Consider the following 16,819-nt stretch of genomic DNA (forward strand, 5'->3'; position numbering starts at 1 on the left):
TGCGCGCCTGCCCGATCCTCCCCATCGCAAGTCGATGGGGAGGATTATCGACCGCGGCGCCAAAAAACGCCGCCCCCTTCAAACCGCCGTGCTCTGCCGTTTCACCAGCCGCGTGGGCAGCACCCGCCGCTCGGCTTCCGCGCCGTCGATCCGGCGGAGCAGCGCGTCGACGAGCAGCTCGCCCGCGCCCTTCATGTCCTGCATCACCGTCGTCAGCGTCGGCGAAGTCAGGTTGGCGGCGGGAATGTCGTCGAAGCCGATGATCGCGACGTCCTGCGGCATCGTCAGCCCCGCTTCGGTCAGCGCACGCATCGCGCCGATCGCGATCAGGTCGCTCGCGGCAAAGATCGCGTCGAAACACGCGCCGCTGTCCAGCAGGGTTTTGGCGGCGGCATGGCCCGACGCTTCCGACGAGACGGCGTTGCGTTGCAGCGCCGGGTCGGGCTCAATCCCCGCAGCGCGCATCGCGCGGCACAGCCCGCGATAGCGGTCGTGGAACTCGGGCGCATGATCCGATGCGTCGCCGAGGAAAGCGATGCGCCGCCGCCCGATCTCGATCAGATGTGCGCCCGCCTGCTCGCCCGCGCCGATATTGTCCGATCCGACGGTCAGCCCGATGTCATCCTCCGACACCGATCCCCAGCGCACGAACTTGGTGTCCATCGCGACCAGATGTTCGAGCTTCTCGCGGTAAAGCTGATAGTCGCCATAGCCCAGGAGGATGATGCCGTCGGACCGGTGGCTGTCCTGATAATCGACGTGCCAGTCATTGTGCATCTGCTGGAAGCTGATGAGCAGGTCATAGCCGCGCAGCGCACACTGCCGCGTGATCGACCCCAGCATCGACAGGAAGAAGGGGTTGATCATCGAGTCGTCGGGGGTCGGATCCTCGAAAAAGAGCAAAGCGAGCGTGTGGGTGCGTTGCGACCGCAGGCTGGAGGCGTTCTTGTCGACAGTGTAATTAAGCTCGCGCGCGATGCGTTCGATATTGGCGCGCGTCGCCGCGCTCACCGACTTGCTGCCGCGCAGCGCGCGCGACACAGTGGGCTGCGACACGCCCGCCAGATAGGCGATGTCGAAGCTGGTCGGCTTGCCCGAGGGCGGACGCCCCATGCTCCTCTCCTGTGCCGCGGCCACCCCGTGGCGACCGGCCATCATACGCCGATTTAAGCGGCTGGCGGAGGCGGCGCAATGGCCGGAGCCATTGCCGGGGCAACGATGGCGCCGTTGTGACATTTCAGCGACAGCCGTTCGCGCCCAAGCACGCCGGTCGACCCCCGCGTCCGACCCGAGCTTTCGGCTCGTCACCCCGGCTTGCGGAAACGCAGCGTGAACTGGTCGGTCTTGCCGCGAATCGCCGCGTCGAAAACATTGGCGGTGCGCGGATCGTCGACGCGGGCATAGAGGTCGCTTTCGGCCTCGAGCGTGAAGCCGGCGCCGGTCAGCGCCGCGACCACCGCCGCCTTGTCGATCCGGTGCAGGCTGTCGGACAGCGCCGTGCCGCTGCCGCCCGGCGCGCTATGATCGACGACGACCAGCGTGCCGCCCGGTTTCAGCGCGGCGAACAGCGCCGCGCTCCCCCTGGCGCCCGTGCCTTCGGGAAAGGGTTTGAGGTAGAGATCGTGGAAGTTCTGGACGGTGACGATCGTGTCGAGCGGTTCGGGAAAGGCGGGCGCCGCGAACGGTCCGCCGACCGCATCGACATTGTCATAGGCGGCATCGACCGCTGCCTGGTCGTCGCCATATTGTTTGCGGAAGGCGATGAACTCGGCGGGCTGGAAGGCATAAACCTTGCCCGCCGGGCCGACCGCGGCGGCGAGCAGGCGCGTGACATAGCCGCTCCCCATGACGAAATCGCCGACCTTCTCGCCCGGCGCGATTTCGGCGAACGCGAGCAGCTCGGCCGGCTTGCGCTCGGCGTCGCGGGCCCGGTCGGCGGCGGGACGCGCGGGATCGGCGAGCGCCGCGGCATAGTCGGGAGCGGCCGTCTGCGCCGCGGCGAGCGGGCCCGCGGCGAGCAGCAGGGCAAGGGTCAGCGAACGGATCATGGCATCGACTCCTCTGGTGTATCGCACCGCTATAACAGTTCGCCGCTCCAACGGATATCGCGGCTATCGTTCCATCAAATCCGACGGCAGCGTCGGCTCGCTGACGATCCGCTCCATGCGGCGCCACATTTCGTCGCGGCTCGGCCGCCCGCGTTCGACATAGGCGCGCACCATCGCTTCGCCGAGGCCATAGTTGATGACATAGCTGCGATACTGCTCGGTAAAGCGCACCGACTGTTCGGCGCGCGGCTGCGAGACGAGCAGATATTTCTGGGTGAGCGCCACCGCCGTTGACCGGTCGATTTCGCCGTCGAGATATTGCTGCGCGATCGTCAACCGCGCCCCCGACGCGCGCTTGATCGCTGCGAGCAGCTGCCAGTAACGGTCGTCGGCGGGCACTGCGATCCCGGCGATCGGCATCAGTATGTCCCGTTCGGTCGCGGCCTTGGCTTCGCCCGGAAAGGACAGATCAATGCCGTAATTGGCGCTGCCCTCGGCAATCAGGCTCTGCGGGCTGTAGAGCGGATAGACGCTGAACTCGGCCCAGCCGCGCTCCTTCACCAGTTTCTCCTCAAGCTTCATGTTGAGGAGGTGATGGCCCGGATAGCCTTCGTGGCAGCCAAGATCGAGTGCGCGCGACAGGCGGATCGGCAGGTCGGTATTGACCTGGATCAGGCTGTGATAACCGCCCTGGTAATAATTATAGCCGCTCCAGCTCTTGTCGGTGACGAACTCGAGGCGAAAGCTCTCCTCCGCGGGCATCGGAATATGCGCGAGGCTGCGTCTGCGGCAGTGCGCGATGGCCGCCTCGAATGTCGGTCGCAGCCGGTCCTTGGGAATGGTGAAGGCGTCGAGATAAGCCTCGACCCGATCGGCGAGCGGTCCCTTGCCCGGGACGAGCGCTTCGATCTTCGCCAGCTCGGTGTCATAGCTTGCGAGCGGTTTCAGTTGCGGACGCACGCCGAACAGCCGCTCGGCCTCGTCGACGAAAGCGAAGCGCGTGCCGTCCATCATCATCAGCCGCGTTTCGGCGGCGCGAAGCTGCGCGCTGAGGAATGCCGCGCGCCGCCTGGCGAGCGGGTTGCTCAGGCGCCGCGCGGTGCGATCGGTTTCCGCCAGCAGCGCGCGCGTCGCGGCGAGCAGCGCCGCCTTTTCGCGCGGGTTGGCTTCGGCCGCGGCCTTCAGTTCGGCCGGGCCGTAATAGGCGTCGATATAGCCCGGCTCGTGCGTGCCGATTTCAAGCGACAGGCGAAGGTAGGTGGCGGCGATCGCGTCGAGCGCTGCGGCATCCGCGGCCGTGCGGCGGACGTCGAGCGCCGCGACCCCCGGCTCGCCCGAAGGCGCTTTGGCGGGACCGGCGGCACATCCGGCGAGTATCGTGGCCGCGACCAGCGAAAGCGGGAGCAGTTTTGTCATATCGCTTGCCTAGCGGGCCGCTTCGGACGTGTCGCGCACGTCGCCGTCGACGGCAATTTCGCCTTTCGATGCCGATTCGACGGCATTATGTTCGGGATGGAGCGGGGCGAGGCGCAGCACGGCAAAGCCGACGAGCGCCGATGCGAGCGATCCCATCAGGATACCGATCTTCGCCTCCTCGATCAGCAGCGCGTTGCCGGGAAAGGCGAGGCTGCCGATGAACAGGCTCATCGTGAAACCGATCCCGCACAGCATGGAGACGGCATAGACCTGGAGCCAGGTCGCGCCGCGCAGTCTCCCCGCGATGCCGAGTTTGACCGCCAGCCAGACGCTGCCGAAAATGCCGATCTGCTTGCCGAGGAACAATCCCGCGGCGATGCCGAGCGGCAGGGGCGCAAAGAGCTGGTCGAGCCCCAGCGCACGCACATCGACGCCCGCATTGGCGAAGCCGAACAGCGGCACGATGGCAAAGGCAACCGTCGGGTGCAGCGCATGTTCGAGCCGGTGCAGCGGCGAGGTCTGACTGTCGGGCGCGCCCGGCGTGCGCTCGAAAGGGATGGCCATTGCTGCGAGCACGCCGGCGATCGTCGCATGGACGCCCGACAGCAGCATCGCATACCAGAGCAGCAGGAAGAGCGCCATATAGACGAGCAGGTTCTTCACGCCGCCACGGTTGCACGCGAACATGATGCCAAGGATCGCCGCCGCGGCGCCGAGCGCGAGCAGGTTGATCTTGGCGGTATAGAAAAGCGCGATGATCGCGACCGCGCCCATGTCATCGACGATCGCGACAGTGACGAGGAATAGCTTGAGCGAGGTCGGCGCGCGCCTGCCGAGCAGCGCGAGCACGCCCATCGCAAAGGCGATGTCGGTCGCTGCGGGAATCGCCCAGCCCTGCGCCAGACCGGGCTCGTCGCCGACGAAAAACATATAAAGCGCGGCGGGCACCGCCATGCCGGCGGCGGCGGCGATGAAGGGCAGGCGTCGGCGATCCCAGCTCGCCAGCCGTCCATCGACGAACTCGCGCTTGATCTCCAGCCCGACGAGCAGGAAAAACACCGCCATCAGCCCGTCGTTGATCCAAAGATGCACCGTCATCGGGCCGAGCTTGTCGGTCAGAACCGGTCCCGTCACGGCATGGATCAGGTCGTGATACAGCGTCGCCAGCGGTGAATTGGCAACAATCATTGCCAAAATGGCTGCGAAAATAAGCAGGATCCCGCCTGCGCTCTCGCTTTCGAGGAAATCGCGTAAGGCGGAAGGGGGCGGAAAACTGCGGGCCATGGGTCGACTATTTCCTTCGTTCGTCAACTATTGTGACAATTGCTTAACGGCGCATGCGCTGCTTTACAAACGGAGGCGCTTGATTAGCACTCTTGCCTAGGATGGCGCCATGCCATCGGTGGGGCGGGGCTGGCAAGTGGAGCTATCGACCGGGTGGCTGGAATGGCTGGTGCTGGGGGCGGGCCGCGAACTGATGCTGTTCGCATCGGTCGGCATATTGCTGATCGGGCTCGACGATCTGTTGCTCGACGCGCTGTGGCTGGCGACGCGCGGGCAGCGCCGAGGCGAAACCGCGAGAGCGCCGCCGATTGAGGGGCGTATCGCCATTTTCGTGCCGGCGTGGGACGAGGCCGCGGCGCTGCCCGCGATGCTTTGCCGGACCCTTGCCGCGTGGGACGGCGAGGATTTCCGGCTCTATGTCGGATGCTATCCCAATGACACGGCGACGATCTATGCCGTCTCGCAATTGGTCGCGCGCGACGCGCGGCTGCGGCTGGTGATCGGCGAGAGCGAAGGCCCGACGACCAAGGGCGACAATCTGAACAGGCTCTGGGCCGCGCTTTGTGCCGACGAACGGGTGGAGGCCCGGCGCTTTGCCGCGATCGTGCTTCACGATGCCGAAGATCATGTCCATCGGCACGAACTTGCGCTCTATCGGCAGCATTTGGCTCATAATGCGATGGTGCAGATTCCCGTCGTGCCGATAATCGACCGGCGTGCGCGCTGGATCGGCGGCCATTATGCGGATGAGTTTGCCGAGGCGCACGGCAAGGATATGCCGGTGCGCTCGCGCCTTGGCCTGCCGCTGCCCTCGGCCGGCGTCGGCTGCGCCTTGACCCGCAGCGCGTTGGCCCTGCTCGCGATGGAGCGAGGGGGGTGTCCCTTTTCGAGCGACAGCCTGACGGAGGATTATGAGATCGGGATGGTGATCGGCGCCTATGGCCTCGGCGCGCGCTTCGTCGATGCGGCCGATCCCGCAGGCGACCGGATTGTGTCGCGGGGCGCGTTTCCGGGCCGCATCGACGCCGCGGTTCGGCAAAAGTCGCGCTGGATCGCCGGCATCGCAATGGCGGGCTGGGATCATCTGGGTTGGCCCGGCTGTCGCCTGGGTCACAAGCAACGATCGACGGGACGCGACCTGCTCGCGCGCTGGATGCTCTGGCGCGACCGTCGCGCGCCGCTCGCGGCGCTCATCCTGCTGGCCGCCTATGCGGGGCTCATTCTCGTCGCAGCGGGGGTGGCGGGACAATTGCTGCTGGGCTGGAATGCGATCGAACCGGGGCCGACATTGCAATGGCTGCTCGTCGTAAACGCGCTGCTTCTCGGCTGGCGCATGGCGCTGCGTATCCATTTCACCGCGCGCCTTCATGGCTGGCGCGAAGCGTCGTTTGCCGTACCGCGTGCCTTTGTGGCGAACATCATCGCCATGCTCGCGGCACGGCGTTCCGTGCTGCTTTACTGGCGGATATTGCGCTCGGGCGAAGTGGTGTGGGACAAGACCGACCACAGCGAAACCGGCCTCGCGGTCGCGGATGCGCCGGTGCGCGTGGCGATGCGGTGATGAAGCGCCGGGCCGGTGCGCGGCGCGACGCGCCCGCGCTGCGTTTCTTGTTCGGATGCGTCGGCGGATGGATTCTGCTGCGCATCATGATGCTCTGGAACCCGGTGCCACCGCCGACAACCGTTTATGCACCGTTGGCCGCGCCGTTCTCCCCCGTTCGGGATGCCGGGCTTTCGTCTGCCATGCGCGGTGCCGAGACGCCGCCACGGCCCGCCGGGCGACGACGCGATGCCGCATATACGAAGGTCGGCATTCTTCCGCTGCGCCGGGCGTCCGCCGCGATGGCTCTGGCCGGTCGCGGGACGGGGATGCCCCATCGCCGCGATGGCGCCGCCGCGGGACCGGCCGTTTCGCTTGTTCCGGCGCCGGGAAGCAATGTGATGACGACCGGCCGTGACGAACCACGGCGGCCCGTCGCCGCCCGCCACACCGCCGCCGCACAGGCCGAGCCCGTCTGGACGGGACGCCAGATGGCGGGATGGTCGGCGTCGACCTGGCTCTATTTTCGCGACGGATCGGACGAGGCGCCGCGCCGAATCGGCGTATCGAGTTCGCTCGGCGGCAGCCAGGGCGGCGTGCGGCTGGCCTATGGCTTTGGTCCGACGGGGCGGTTGCGCGCCTATGCGCGGGCGACGATGGCTTTCGAGCGGCCGGGCCAGCGCGAGGGGGCTTTCGGCCTGGCCTTCGCGCCGATCGCCGATATGCCGGTCGATGTGGCGATCGAACAGCGCGTCGCCGCCGGGCGCGACGGCCGAACCGCGCTCGCGGCGATGGCCAGCGGCGGGGTTTCCGAGGTCGGGCTTCCGGCGGGCTTCCGGCTGGATGTCTATGGGCAAGCCGGTATTGTCGGCGCGCGCCGCCGCGATGGTTTCGCCGATGGTGCGGTGGTGATCGACCGCGGGCTGGGGCGCGGCGACGCATCCTTGCGTCTCGGCGTGCTGGCCGCAGGCGCGGTGCAGCCCGGCGCGGCGCGGGTCGATGTCGGTCCGCGATTGACGCTGCGCCTGCCCGAAGCAGGGCAGGGCAGTCGGATCGCGCTCGATTGGCGGCAACGCATCGCGGGCGACGCACGGCCCGCAAGCGGCCTTGCACTGACGCTCGCCGCCGACTTCTGACCGCCTGGAAAAATAGCCACCGCAGCCGATTCCCCGGCGCGAAAAAATGCTCTAGGGTCACCGGACTCGGTGCAGTTTTGCGCTGCGGACGCATGTTTCGGGGCCTTCGTGGATCTTTACCTTCCAGTCGCCAACCTGTCGGTCAATGCATTGGTCATCATTCTGCTCGGCGGCGGCGTTGGGTTCCTGTCGGGCATGTTCGGCGTCGGCGGGGGTTTTCTGACGACGCCGCTGCTCATCTTCTATGGCATTCCGCCGACCGTCGCAGCGGCATCGGCGGCGACGCAGGTGACCGGCGCCAGCGTTTCGGGTGCGCTCGCGCATCTCGAACGCGGCGGGGTCGACCTGCGCATGGGTGCGGTGCTCGTCGTCGGCGGCCTTCTGGGGTCGCTGATCGGCGCGGGCCTGTTCGAACTGCTCACCGCCTGGGGGCAGATCGATACGGTGATCAACATGCTCTATGTCGCGCTGCTCGGCTCGGTCGGCAGCATCATGGCGCGCGAGGCGTGGGCCGCCTTGCAGAATATGCGCGCCGGGCTTCCCGCGCCTGCGCGCAAGCGCCGGCATCATCCGATGGTTGCCAATCTGCCGCTGCGCTGGCGCTTCTATCGTTCGGGCCTCTATATCTCGCCGCTCGCGCCGCTGATCCTCGGGATGGTGGTGGGCATATTGACGATGCTGCTCGGCGTCGGTGGCGGGTTCATCATGGTGCCCGCGATGCTCTTTCTGCTCGGCATGGGCACGCAGGTCGTCGTCGGCACCTCGCTGTTCCAGATATTGTTCGTGACGATCGCAACGACGATGGTCCATGCGCTGACCACCGGCGCGGTCGACATCGTGCTCGCCGGCCTGCTGCTGCTCGGCAGCGTGACGGGCGCGCAGATCGGCGCGCGCTTTGCGCAGAGCGTCAAACCCGAATATCTGCGCATGGCGCTGGCGGTCATCGTCCTGCTCGTCGCGGCGCGCATGGCGGTCGATCTGTTCATCCGCCCCGATGAAATCTATACCGTGCAATGACCGGCGTGCGCGCCTTGATCCTGTGGCTCGCGCTGACGCTGCTGCCGCTCACGGCGGCTCGCGCGACCGATCCACGGCTGGTCCCCGACGTGTCGAGCCGCGCGATCGACATCCAGTACAGCTTTACCGGCGAGGAACTGCTGCTGTTCGGGGCGATCCTCTATCCTGATCAGCGGCTGCCCGACGACCGTGCCGACATCGTCGTCGTGCTGAAGGGGCCGGTACGACCGATCGTGCTGCGCGAAAAGCGCCGCGTTGCGGGTATATGGGTCAACGCGAGAAGCATTCGCCTGCGCACCGCGCCCAGCTTTTATGCCATCGGCTCGTCGCGGCCGATCGACAGGCTGGTCGACGAACGCACGGCAGCGATCTTCGAGCTCGGCCTTGCCAATCTGTCGATGTCGCCAACGGGATTTTCGGAGGCGAAAACGCTCGAACGCTTCGAGGCGGGGTTGATCGACCTGTATCGCCGCGCCGGGCTGTTCGTTGAAAATCCCTCGGCGGTCGAGATTACCGAAGGCGTGCTCTATCGCGCGCGCATCCCGGTTCCCGCGCGGGTTCCGGTGGGCACCTATCGCGCCGAAACCTATTTGATCAGTCGCGGCCGCGTGCTCGCGGTCGCTTCGCGTGATGTCCAGATACGCAAGACGGGCTTCGAGCGCTTCGTCGCGCGCGCGGCCGAAGAGCACGGGTTTCTTTACGGCCTGTCGGCGGTGCTGATGTCGCTTGGGCTGGGCTATGCCGCCTCGGCTGTCTTCCGCCGTCGCTGAACCATATAGAGCACGCCGCTCTAAGCGCTTTGTTTACCCTCCTCTGCGATAGCTGAAAGCGGGACCACAAAGGCGGGGGCAGGATTTATGGACATGCAGGGCGGATTCGGCGCCGGGGATTCGACGGCGGTGCAACATGTGCGCCTGGCGGGCGGGGGTGTCGCGGCCCCGGTGACACCGGGCACCGCCCATCATCGCGACGAGTTGCTGATCGGTGAGGTTGTCGATGTCTCGGGTTCGGCGTCGCGCATCCTGCTCGACGCCGCGACAATCGCCAGACTGTCGTCGTCGGGCGATGCCACGGTCGCGATGGCGGGGCAGGTCGGCGCGCAGGTCAAGGTCCGCGTCGGCAACATATGGCTCGTCGCCAGCATCCGCGACCAGCAGTTGCACGAACGCGGCGAGGGATTGATCCTCGCGACGATCGACTTGCTCGGCGAAGGCGAAGAGGAAAAGATTACCGGCCGCATCCACAATTTCCGTCGCGGCGTGACGCGCTACCCCGTTCCGGGAAGCCCGGTCTTTGCGGCGACCAGCGCCGATCTCAAGCAAATCTACGCCGCCGACGAGCGCGCACATGTCGAGATCGGCACCGTCCACCCGACCAAGGATGTCCGCGGTTCGCTCTATGTCGACGCGATGCTGGGCAAGCATTTCGCGCTGCTGGGATCGACGGGTACCGGCAAGTCGACCAGCGCCGCGCTGATCCTCCACAAGATCTGCGAACTCGCGCCGCAGGGCCATATCGTGATGATCGACCCGCACGGCGAATATTCGGCGGCGTTCAAGGGCACGGGCGCATTGTTCGACGTCGACAATCTGGCGATGCCCTATTGGCTGATGAACTTCGAGGAACATTGCGAGGTGTTCGTCACGGCCGAGGGGCGCGACCGCCAGGCCGACTGCGACGTGCTGGCGCGCTGCCTTCTCCAGGCGCGGATCAAGAACCGGCTGGCCGAAGGGATGACCAAGATCACGGTCGATTCGCCGATTCCCTATCTGCTCTCCGACCTGCTCAGCATCCTGACCAATGAAATGGGCAAGCTCGACAAGGCGACCTCCAGCGCCCCCTTTATGCGGATCAAGGGCAAGATCGAGGAAATGCGCGCCGACCCGCGCTATAATTTCATGTTTTCGGGCATGCTCGTCGCCGACACGATGGCGAACTTCCTCAGCAAGATTTTCCGCCTGCCCTCCGATGGGCGGCCGATTTCGATCATCGACGTGTCGGGGGTGCCCAGCGACATTACCGGGGTTGTCGTCGCGGTGCTGTCGCGGCTGACCTTCGACTATGCGATCTGGTCGCGCGGCGAACCGCAGCGCCCGATCCTGCTCGTGTGCGAGGAAGCGCACCGCTACATCCCCTCGAAGGACATCGGCCAGGGACAGGCGGTGCGCAAGATTCTGGAACGTATCGCCAAGGAAGGGCGCAAATATGGCGTGTCGCTGGGTCTGATCACCCAGCGTCCGTCGGACCTTGCCGAAGGCGTGCTGTCGCAGTGCGGCACCATCATCGCGATGCGCCTCAACAACGAGCGAGACCAGCATTTCGTGAAAGCGGCGATGCCCGAAGGCGCGCGCGGCTTCATCGATTCGATCCCCGCGCTGCGCAATCGCGAGTGCATCGTCTGCGGTGAGGGCGTGTCGATCCCGATCCGCGTCTACCTCGACACGCTCGAAGAGGAAAAACGCCCGGCGTCGAGCGATCCACTCTTCTCGAAACTGTGGCGCGAAACGGGTGGCGAGGCCGAAATCGTCGAGCGCGTGGTGAAACGCTGGCGCAGTCAGGGGCGGTAGGCGCACCGTTTGCAGCTTTGTGTTCGCGGAAGGGCGGTTTTGGAGTGGGGAGCGGACGTAGCCCTCTCCCCTTCAGGGGAGAGGATAGCGCAGCTTGCTCCGCCGGGAGCTAGCGAAGCTTGGAGAGGGGGACGCCGTCAATCCCCTCTCAACTCCGGCTAGCCAGCAAGCTGGCAAGCCTGCGTATCTCTCCCCTTCAGGGGAGAGAGCCACTATGTCCACTTCCGGCCGGTTTCAGACCTTCCCCTCTGTCCGTTCGCATCGAGCGAAGTCGAGACATACATCGACGCCGTGTCACGCCGACGGGCATCTCGACTTCGCTCGATGCGAACGGATTTCATATGCCGTTATGGCCGCATCCGCTCGTCCCCAGCCATTCCAGCCTGCCCGCGCCGTCAGCTCCTGGGCGGCTCCCACAATTCGATCGGATTGCCCTCGGGGTCATGGACCCGCGCAAAGCGGCCGACCGCCGGATCGTCCCACTCATCCTTGGTGATGATCTCCTCGCCCGCCTCGCGGAACGGCTGAAGCACGGCGTCGAGGTCGTCGACGCGCAGGTTGATCATGAACTGGCGGTCGGCGGCAAAATAGTCGGTATCGGCCTTGAACGCCGAAAAGACGAGCGGCCCCCCGGCCGTCGTCCACGACCATTCGTCGACGGGGCCGCTGTCGTCGGCGTTGCACCCGGCGCCGACACCCAGTCTTTCGCGATACCAGGCGTTCAGCGCCTCGGGATTGCGCGCGCGGAAAAACAGCCCGCCGATTCCTTTGACATGTCCCACGGCCACCTCGCTCCTTTGAAAGGCGACAGCCTAGACTGATCGGCTCAGCGTTTCCACTCTCCGCTCTTTGAAAACTCCTCGCGGACCTGTCCAGATTGGTTGAGACGGGGGTCGGTATAGCTCGGCGCGGCGGGCGCTGCGGCGGCCGGGGCGCCGGGGGGTGCTGGGGCCAGCGCACCGGGCAGCAGCGGCGCGGGCGCGGCATCGGGGAGCGGTGCTGCGGCGCCAGTCAGTGCGGGAAGCGGGCCGGCACCGGGCGCAATGCCCTGACCCTTCAGGATCGCGAGCTGCTGGGCCACCGGCAGATAGGGGCCCGGCACTGGTTCGCGGCCCAGATAGGGTGCGCGAAAGGCGTCGGGCATTCCCCAGCGCCCGCGCCAGCGGTGAAAGATGTGCGCGCCGACGATGTTGGTCATCACCAGGCTTTTGCCCCAGCGCGGCCAGATCGCCTGCGTATGATAATGGGTGGCCAGCCCCACCTTGGCATACACCTGACCGCCGAGCGCCGCCGAGGCCACGCGGCTCGCGCGCAGCCAGTTCCGCCGTTCGGGTGCGCGCGCCATCGCGCCGTCGCAGGCAAAGGTGAACTGGCACACCCCGGCGCGCTGCGATCCCTGGAAAACGACGCCGCACACGGTGCCCGGAAAGCTGGGATGGCGGACGCGGTTGATGATCGTCTGCGCGACGCCGCGCATCCCGTCGTCGCTTTCGGACGCCGCCTCGTAATAGATGGCGGCGGTCAGGCAATAATGCGCGCGTTCGCGATCGAGCGCGGTCAGCCCGCGAAAGACATAGGGCCTGGCAGGCGGTCCGGCGAATGCCTCTTCGCGCAGCGCCGCGGGGTCGGCGGGGGGCAGCGCGGTGGCGTCGGAAAAGTCGATGCTGCGCGGGTCGGGCAGCGTGGGGTCGATCTTCAGCGCCGCCTCATAATCCCCGGCGGTCATGATCGCCCAGCGTTCGGGGTCATAGGGCCTGAAATCGACCGGCACCGACACGCTGTAGGGGGCGAAGATCGACGGCGCGCGAAACTGCCCGCTCGACAACAGAAAGGCGAAGCAGGCGACGACCGAAACGCCCCCGATCGCCGCCCAGAAAGCGCGCCCCGGCCCCGCCGACCGTTCGGGCGGCGGGTCGCGCCACGTCGAGCGGGCGGTCAGGGTCAGTTCGGGCTTCATAACGGCGGCATCATTCCTCGATCCGTCTGCGAGATACAGGCCGGGCCGGTCAACCTATACACGGAAACACCTATAAAATGTTGCGAGGCATGTGCGTTGGTCCGCCGCGTGGATCATGGAACGGGCGGTAATGGCGTTGCCGCCCGCCGAACCGAGGTAGCGGGCCGCGTTTCGGGGAGATCATTGCTGATGCGGCATTGCGCCGGCCGGGTGGGCAGGCGCGTCCGGCTGGGGGCGCGGGCGGTGAATCTTGGTTGAGTCCTTTTCTCCGCAATCCGGTTCGAGCGGCTTTTCCACCGGCTGCGACATGATGTGTGCACGGGTGGCTTCCAGCGCATCGGGCGGGATCGGCTTACCTATGTCGGCTTCTGCCATGCACCGAAAACTATAGATGACGCGGGCGCAGCGGCCATGGGAGCCGGGCCGCGTTTTGAACCATTGCACGTCGCGCCGGACCGCATAGCGATATCCGGTACAAAGCGATCCCGCGGCGTTTTGTATGCGCCTGAACTCCCAGTCGGCATCGCGCATTTGCGCCGGGGTGAAATAGCCTATGCTCGCGACATAGCCATGGGGATCGGTCCTCGCGTGCCAATAAGCAGCGAGGCTTTCGGGCGGTTCGGGCAGCGCCGCGCAGGACGAGAGCACAGTCGCGGAACTGGCCAGGGCGATCGAGCATGACAGGATCCGGCGCATGGCCCAACACTAAAGGAGAGCGGTTAACAAAGTGGCTGATGGCGCAACCGTCCGCCATTTTGTCCGCCCCGCTTTCCCCCTTGCCGACTCCCGCGCATCGGCCTATATGCGCCTCACTTCTTGACATGGTTAGCCAGTTGGGACGTCGGGGCCGCGGGCCGCGGCGGCTTTTCCTGCATGGCTTTCCGGTTGTCCGAACCAGGAATATGATTTGGTCGATTTCGACGCCCTCCATGCGATCATCGCGCCCGAAGCCGAGGCGATGGGCCTCGCGCTCGTGCGCGTCGCCTTCTTTGGCGGCGACAGCGACCCGACCTTGCAGGTGATGGCCGAGCGGCCCGACACGCGCCAGCTGACGATCGATGATTGCGCCGACCTGTCGCGCCGCATCTCGGACCGGCTCGACGCGCTGGAGGAAGCGGGGCAGGATCCGATCGACGTCGCCTATCGGCTCGAGGTTTCGTCGCCCGGCATCGACCGGCCGCTGACGAGGCCCGCCGACTTCGCCGACTGGGCGGGTCACGAAGCGAAGATCGCGCTCAAGGAAAAGCTGGACGGCCGCCAGCGCTTCAACGGCACGCTCGTCGGCATCGACGGCGATGTCGTGACGATTTCGGATAAGGAAGGGGTGGAGCACAAGCTGCCGTTCGGCGCGATCGACACGGCGAAGCTGGTGCTCACCGACAAATTGATTGCCGCAACCGTTCCGCTCTCCGCCGAGGGCGCCGACGAAATGGAAGAAGAAGGACAGGACTGATGGCCACTGCCATTTCCGCCAACAAGGCCGAACTGCTCGCGATCGCCAACAGCGTCGCCAGCGAGAAGATGATCGACAAGGCTATCGTCATCGAGGCGATCGAGGAAGCGATCCAGCGTGCCGCGCGCGCCCGCTATGGCGCCGAGAACGACATTCGCGCCAAGCTCGACCCGCAGACCGGCGACCTGCGCCTGTGGCGCGTCGTCGAAGTGGTCGAGACGGTCGAGGATTATTTCAAGCAGGTCGACCTCGCCGCCGGGCAAAAGTTGCAGAAGGACGCCAGGATCGGCGACTTCATCGTCGATCCGCTGCCCGCCGTCGACCTTGGCCGCATCGACGCGCAGTCGGCGAAGCAGGTGATCTTCCAGAAGGTTCGCGAAGCCGACCGGGAACGCCAGTATCAGGAGTTCAAGGATCGCGCCGGAGAGATTATCACCGGCGTCGTGAAATCGGTCGAGTTCGGCCATATCGTCGTCAATCTGGGCCGCGCCGAGGGCGTGATCCGCCGCGACCAGCAAATCCCGCGCGAATTGATGCGCGTCGGCGACCGCGTCCGCGCGCTGATCCTGTCGGTGCGCAGCGAAACGCGCGGGCCGCAGATTTTCCTCTCGCGCGCGCATCCCGACTTCATGAAAAAGCTGTTCGCGCAGGAGGTGCCCGAAATCTATGATGGCATCATCGAGATCAAGGCTGCCGCGCGCGATCCGGGCAGCCGGGCGAAGATCGGCGTGATCAGCTATGACAGCAGCATCGACCCCGTCGGCGCCTGTGTGGGCATGAAGGGCAGCCGCGTTCAGGCGGTCGTTCAGGAATTGCAGGGCGAAAAGATCGACATCATTCCCTGGTCGGAGGACACGGCGACCTTCGTGGTCAATGCGCTTCAGCCGGCCACGGTGCAGCGCGTCGTCATCGACGAGGATGATGGTCGCATCGAGGTCGTCGTCCCCGACGATCAGCTCAGCCTCGCCATCGGTCGCCGCGGCCAGAACGTCCGTCTTGCCAGCCAGCTGACCGGCAAGCAGATCGATATCATGACCGAGGCGGATGCGAGCGAGAAGCGGCAGCGCGAATTCGTCGAACGCTCGACGATGTTCCAGGAGGAACTCGACGTCGACGAAACACTGGCACAGCTCCTCGTCGCCGAAGGCTTCAGCGAGCTCGAGGAAGTCGCCTATGTGCCGCTCGACGAACTGGCAAGCATCGAGGGTTTCGACGAGGAACTGGCGCAGGAACTGCAGAGTCGCGCTGCCGAGGGGCTGGAGCGTCGCGAGGAGGCGGCGCGCGCCGAGCGTCGCGAACTGGGCGTCGAGGATGCACTCGCCGACATCCCGCACCTGACCGAAGCGATGCTTGTCACGCTCGGCAAGGCCGGAATCAGGACGCTCGACGATCTTGCAGACCTTGCGACCGACGAACTGATCGCCAAGAAACGAACCGACAACCGCCGCGGCCCGGCGCGCAGCGAGCGCGCCGAGGACAAGGGCGGCGTGCTCGGCGAATATGGCCTGAGCGAAGAGCAGGGCAACGAGATCATCATGGCGGCGCGTGCGCACTGGTTCGACGATGAGGAGTCGAGCGAGCCGGCAACCGCGCCCGCGGCGGAGCCGCAAAACGGGGAGGCCGCCGATGCGGACCCCGCGCAATGATCAACTGAGCCAAACCGACCGCGCAAAGGGGCGCGGCCACCATGTGCCCGAGCGGCGCTGCGTCGTCACCGGTGAGGTTTCGCCGGTAGAGCGGCTCGTGCGTCTGGCGCTCGGTCCCGACGGCGGCATTGCGCCGGATGTTCACGGCAAGGCGCCTGGCCGCGGCGCGTGGATCGGCGTCGACCGCGTGACCCTCGAAGCTGCGCAGGCCAAGGGCAAGCTCAAGGCGGGCCTCGCGCGCGCGCTGCACGAAGGCGGCTTCACGATCCCCGACGATCTGGGCGCGCGGATCGAGGCGCAGCTGGCCCGCGCGACGCTCGACCGGCTGGGACTCGAATCGCGAGCGGGAATGCTCATCAGCGGCAACGACAAGATCGAACAGGCGGCGCGGCGCGGGCAGGTTCGCCTGCTCCTCCACGCGAGCGATGCGGGTGACGACGGTCGCAAGAAACTGGCGCAGGCGTGGCGCGTCGGCGAGGATGACGAAGGATCGGGCCGCGAAGGACTGGTCTTGCCGGTAGACCGCGGCACCCTATCTATGGCATTGGGGCGCGAGAATGCGGTGCATCTGGCGATTGTCGACGCCCGCGCCGCCGACCGGGTGCTGGCGCACTTGAGCCGCTGGCAGTTTTTCACCGGATGGAGTAGGGACGCGGCCAATCGCGTTTCGGATACGGATTCCCGCGAGCCGGGAACAGGGGATACGTCCGCGGCTTCCGCCGTTTCGGGCGCGTTTTGAAGGAATGATGGTTTTC

The 16,819-nt window shown here is 66.3% G+C and carries 15 protein-coding genes; 8 read left to right on the plus strand and 7 right to left on the minus strand.

Features of this window, described 5'->3' with window-relative positions; translation table 11 throughout:
- Window positions 1–78: 78 nt before the first annotated feature.
- The 4 genes from SALA_RS03005 to nhaA form a co-directional block, all read right to left on the minus strand.
- Window positions 79–1,113 carry a LacI family DNA-binding transcriptional regulator gene (locus tag SALA_RS03005; RefSeq protein WP_011540908.1) on the minus strand — a complete coding sequence of 345 codons (1,035 nt, stop codon included), beginning with the start codon at window positions 1,111–1,113 and terminating at the stop codon, window positions 79–81.
- 191 nt (window positions 1,114–1,304) lie between these two features.
- A complete protein-coding gene (locus SALA_RS03010) occupies window positions 1,305–2,048 on the minus strand; it encodes a class I SAM-dependent methyltransferase (protein WP_011540909.1) in 744 nt (247 codons plus the stop codon).
- Between the two features lie 63 nt (window positions 2,049–2,111).
- A complete protein-coding gene (locus SALA_RS03015) occupies window positions 2,112–3,464 on the minus strand; it encodes a hypothetical protein (RefSeq protein ID WP_011540910.1) in 1,353 nt (450 codons plus the stop codon).
- Window positions 3,465–3,473: 9 nt separating this feature from the next.
- A complete protein-coding gene (gene nhaA / locus SALA_RS03020; RefSeq protein ID WP_011540911.1) occupies window positions 3,474–4,748 on the minus strand; it encodes a Na+/H+ antiporter NhaA in 1,275 nt (424 codons plus the stop codon).
- A 109-nt stretch (window positions 4,749–4,857) separates the two neighbouring features.
- Between nhaA and SALA_RS03025 the strand changes: the two genes are divergently transcribed.
- From SALA_RS03025 to SALA_RS03045, 5 genes are all read left to right on the plus strand, one after another.
- Window positions 4,858–6,309, plus strand: coding sequence for a glycosyl transferase family protein (locus SALA_RS03025; RefSeq protein WP_011540912.1), 1,452 nt, complete (start codon window positions 4,858–4,860; stop codon window positions 6,307–6,309).
- Window positions 6,309–7,424 (plus strand): hypothetical protein, encoded by a 1,116-nt coding sequence (locus SALA_RS16380; protein ID WP_049754580.1) that lies wholly within the window; start codon window positions 6,309–6,311, stop codon window positions 7,422–7,424. Before SALA_RS03025 ends, SALA_RS16380 begins: the two co-directional genes overlap by 1 nt.
- A 108-nt stretch (window positions 7,425–7,532) precedes the next feature.
- Complete coding sequence (locus tag SALA_RS03035; RefSeq protein ID WP_041383032.1) at window positions 7,533–8,441, plus strand: sulfite exporter TauE/SafE family protein; 909 nt, start codon at window positions 7,533–7,535, stop codon at window positions 8,439–8,441.
- Window positions 8,438–9,211, plus strand: a complete 774-nt coding sequence (locus SALA_RS03040; RefSeq protein ID WP_011540915.1) for a TIGR02186 family protein — start codon at window positions 8,438–8,440, stop codon at window positions 9,209–9,211. The genes SALA_RS03035 and SALA_RS03040 overlap by 4 nt, the downstream gene beginning before the upstream one ends.
- 87 nt (window positions 9,212–9,298) lie before the next feature.
- A complete protein-coding gene (locus SALA_RS03045; RefSeq protein WP_011540916.1) occupies window positions 9,299–11,008 on the plus strand; it encodes an ATP-binding protein in 1,710 nt (569 codons plus the stop codon).
- A 395-nt stretch (window positions 11,009–11,403) separates the two neighbouring features.
- Here the strand turns inward: SALA_RS03045 and SALA_RS03050 are convergent, their stop codons facing one another.
- The 3 genes from SALA_RS03050 to SALA_RS03060 form a co-directional block, all read right to left on the minus strand.
- The gene (locus tag SALA_RS03050; RefSeq protein WP_011540917.1) at window positions 11,404–11,796 is read right to left on the minus strand and encodes a VOC family protein; all 393 of its coding nucleotides are present in this window, start codon (window positions 11,794–11,796) and stop codon (window positions 11,404–11,406) included.
- A 38-nt stretch (window positions 11,797–11,834) separates the two neighbouring features.
- Window positions 11,835–12,965, minus strand: a complete 1,131-nt coding sequence (locus SALA_RS03055) for a cell wall hydrolase (protein ID WP_011540918.1) — start codon at window positions 12,963–12,965, stop codon at window positions 11,835–11,837.
- 180 nt (window positions 12,966–13,145) lie between these two features.
- Window positions 13,146–13,661, minus strand: coding sequence for a hypothetical protein (locus SALA_RS03060; protein ID WP_011540919.1), 516 nt, complete (start codon window positions 13,659–13,661; stop codon window positions 13,146–13,148).
- Between the two features lie 211 nt (window positions 13,662–13,872).
- On the opposite strand from SALA_RS03060, the gene rimP reads away from it, so the two are divergent.
- From rimP to SALA_RS03075, 3 genes are read left to right on the plus strand one after another with little or no spacing between them, the layout of a single operon-like run.
- Entirely contained in the window at window positions 13,873–14,418 is a 546-nt protein-coding gene (gene rimP, locus SALA_RS03065) for a ribosome maturation protein RimP (RefSeq protein WP_011540920.1), read from the plus strand.
- Complete coding sequence (gene nusA, locus SALA_RS03070; RefSeq protein ID WP_011540921.1) at window positions 14,418–16,064, plus strand: transcription termination factor NusA; 1,647 nt, start codon at window positions 14,418–14,420, stop codon at window positions 16,062–16,064. Before rimP ends, nusA begins: the two co-directional genes overlap by 1 nt.
- The gene (locus SALA_RS03075) at window positions 16,045–16,803 is read left to right on the plus strand and encodes a DUF448 domain-containing protein (protein WP_011540922.1); all 759 of its coding nucleotides are present in this window, start codon (window positions 16,045–16,047) and stop codon (window positions 16,801–16,803) included. The genes nusA and SALA_RS03075 overlap by 20 nt, the downstream gene beginning before the upstream one ends.
- Window positions 16,804–16,819 lie beyond the last annotated feature (16 nt).

This window comes from Sphingopyxis alaskensis RB2256, from assembly GCF_000013985.1.
Lineage (GTDB): Bacteria > Pseudomonadota > Alphaproteobacteria > Sphingomonadales > Sphingomonadaceae > Sphingopyxis > Sphingopyxis alaskensis.

What these genes read in the sequence shown, in the direction of transcription:
- SALA_RS03005 (WP_011540908.1), bottom strand. Translation starts at nt 1,113, where the DNA reads ATGGGGCGTCCGCCCTCGGGCAAGCCGACCAGCTTCGACATCGCCTAT.
- SALA_RS03010 (WP_011540909.1), bottom strand. Translation starts at nt 2,048, where the DNA reads ATGATCCGTTCGCTGACCCTTGCCCTGCTGCTCGCCGCGGGCCCGCTC.
- SALA_RS03015 (WP_011540910.1), bottom strand. Translation starts at nt 3,464, where the DNA reads ATGACAAAACTGCTCCCGCTTTCGCTGGTCGCGGCCACGATACTCGCC.
- nhaA (WP_011540911.1), bottom strand. Translation starts at nt 4,748, where the DNA reads ATGGCCCGCAGTTTTCCGCCCCCTTCCGCCTTACGCGATTTCCTCGAA.
- SALA_RS03025 (WP_011540912.1), top strand. Translation starts at nt 4,858, where the DNA reads ATGCCATCGGTGGGGCGGGGCTGGCAAGTGGAGCTATCGACCGGGTGG.
- SALA_RS16380 (WP_049754580.1), top strand. Translation starts at nt 6,309, where the DNA reads ATGAAGCGCCGGGCCGGTGCGCGGCGCGACGCGCCCGCGCTGCGTTTC.
- SALA_RS03040 (WP_011540915.1), top strand. Translation starts at nt 8,438, where the DNA reads ATGACCGGCGTGCGCGCCTTGATCCTGTGGCTCGCGCTGACGCTGCTG.
- SALA_RS03045 (WP_011540916.1), top strand. Translation starts at nt 9,299, where the DNA reads ATGGACATGCAGGGCGGATTCGGCGCCGGGGATTCGACGGCGGTGCAA.
- SALA_RS03055 (WP_011540918.1), bottom strand. Translation starts at nt 12,965, where the DNA reads ATGAAGCCCGAACTGACCCTGACCGCCCGCTCGACGTGGCGCGACCCG.
- SALA_RS03060 (WP_011540919.1), bottom strand. Translation starts at nt 13,661, where the DNA reads ATGCGCCGGATCCTGTCATGCTCGATCGCCCTGGCCAGTTCCGCGACT.
- nusA (WP_011540921.1), top strand. Translation starts at nt 14,418, where the DNA reads ATGGCCACTGCCATTTCCGCCAACAAGGCCGAACTGCTCGCGATCGCC.
- SALA_RS03075 (WP_011540922.1), top strand. Translation starts at nt 16,045, where the DNA reads ATGCGGACCCCGCGCAATGATCAACTGAGCCAAACCGACCGCGCAAAG.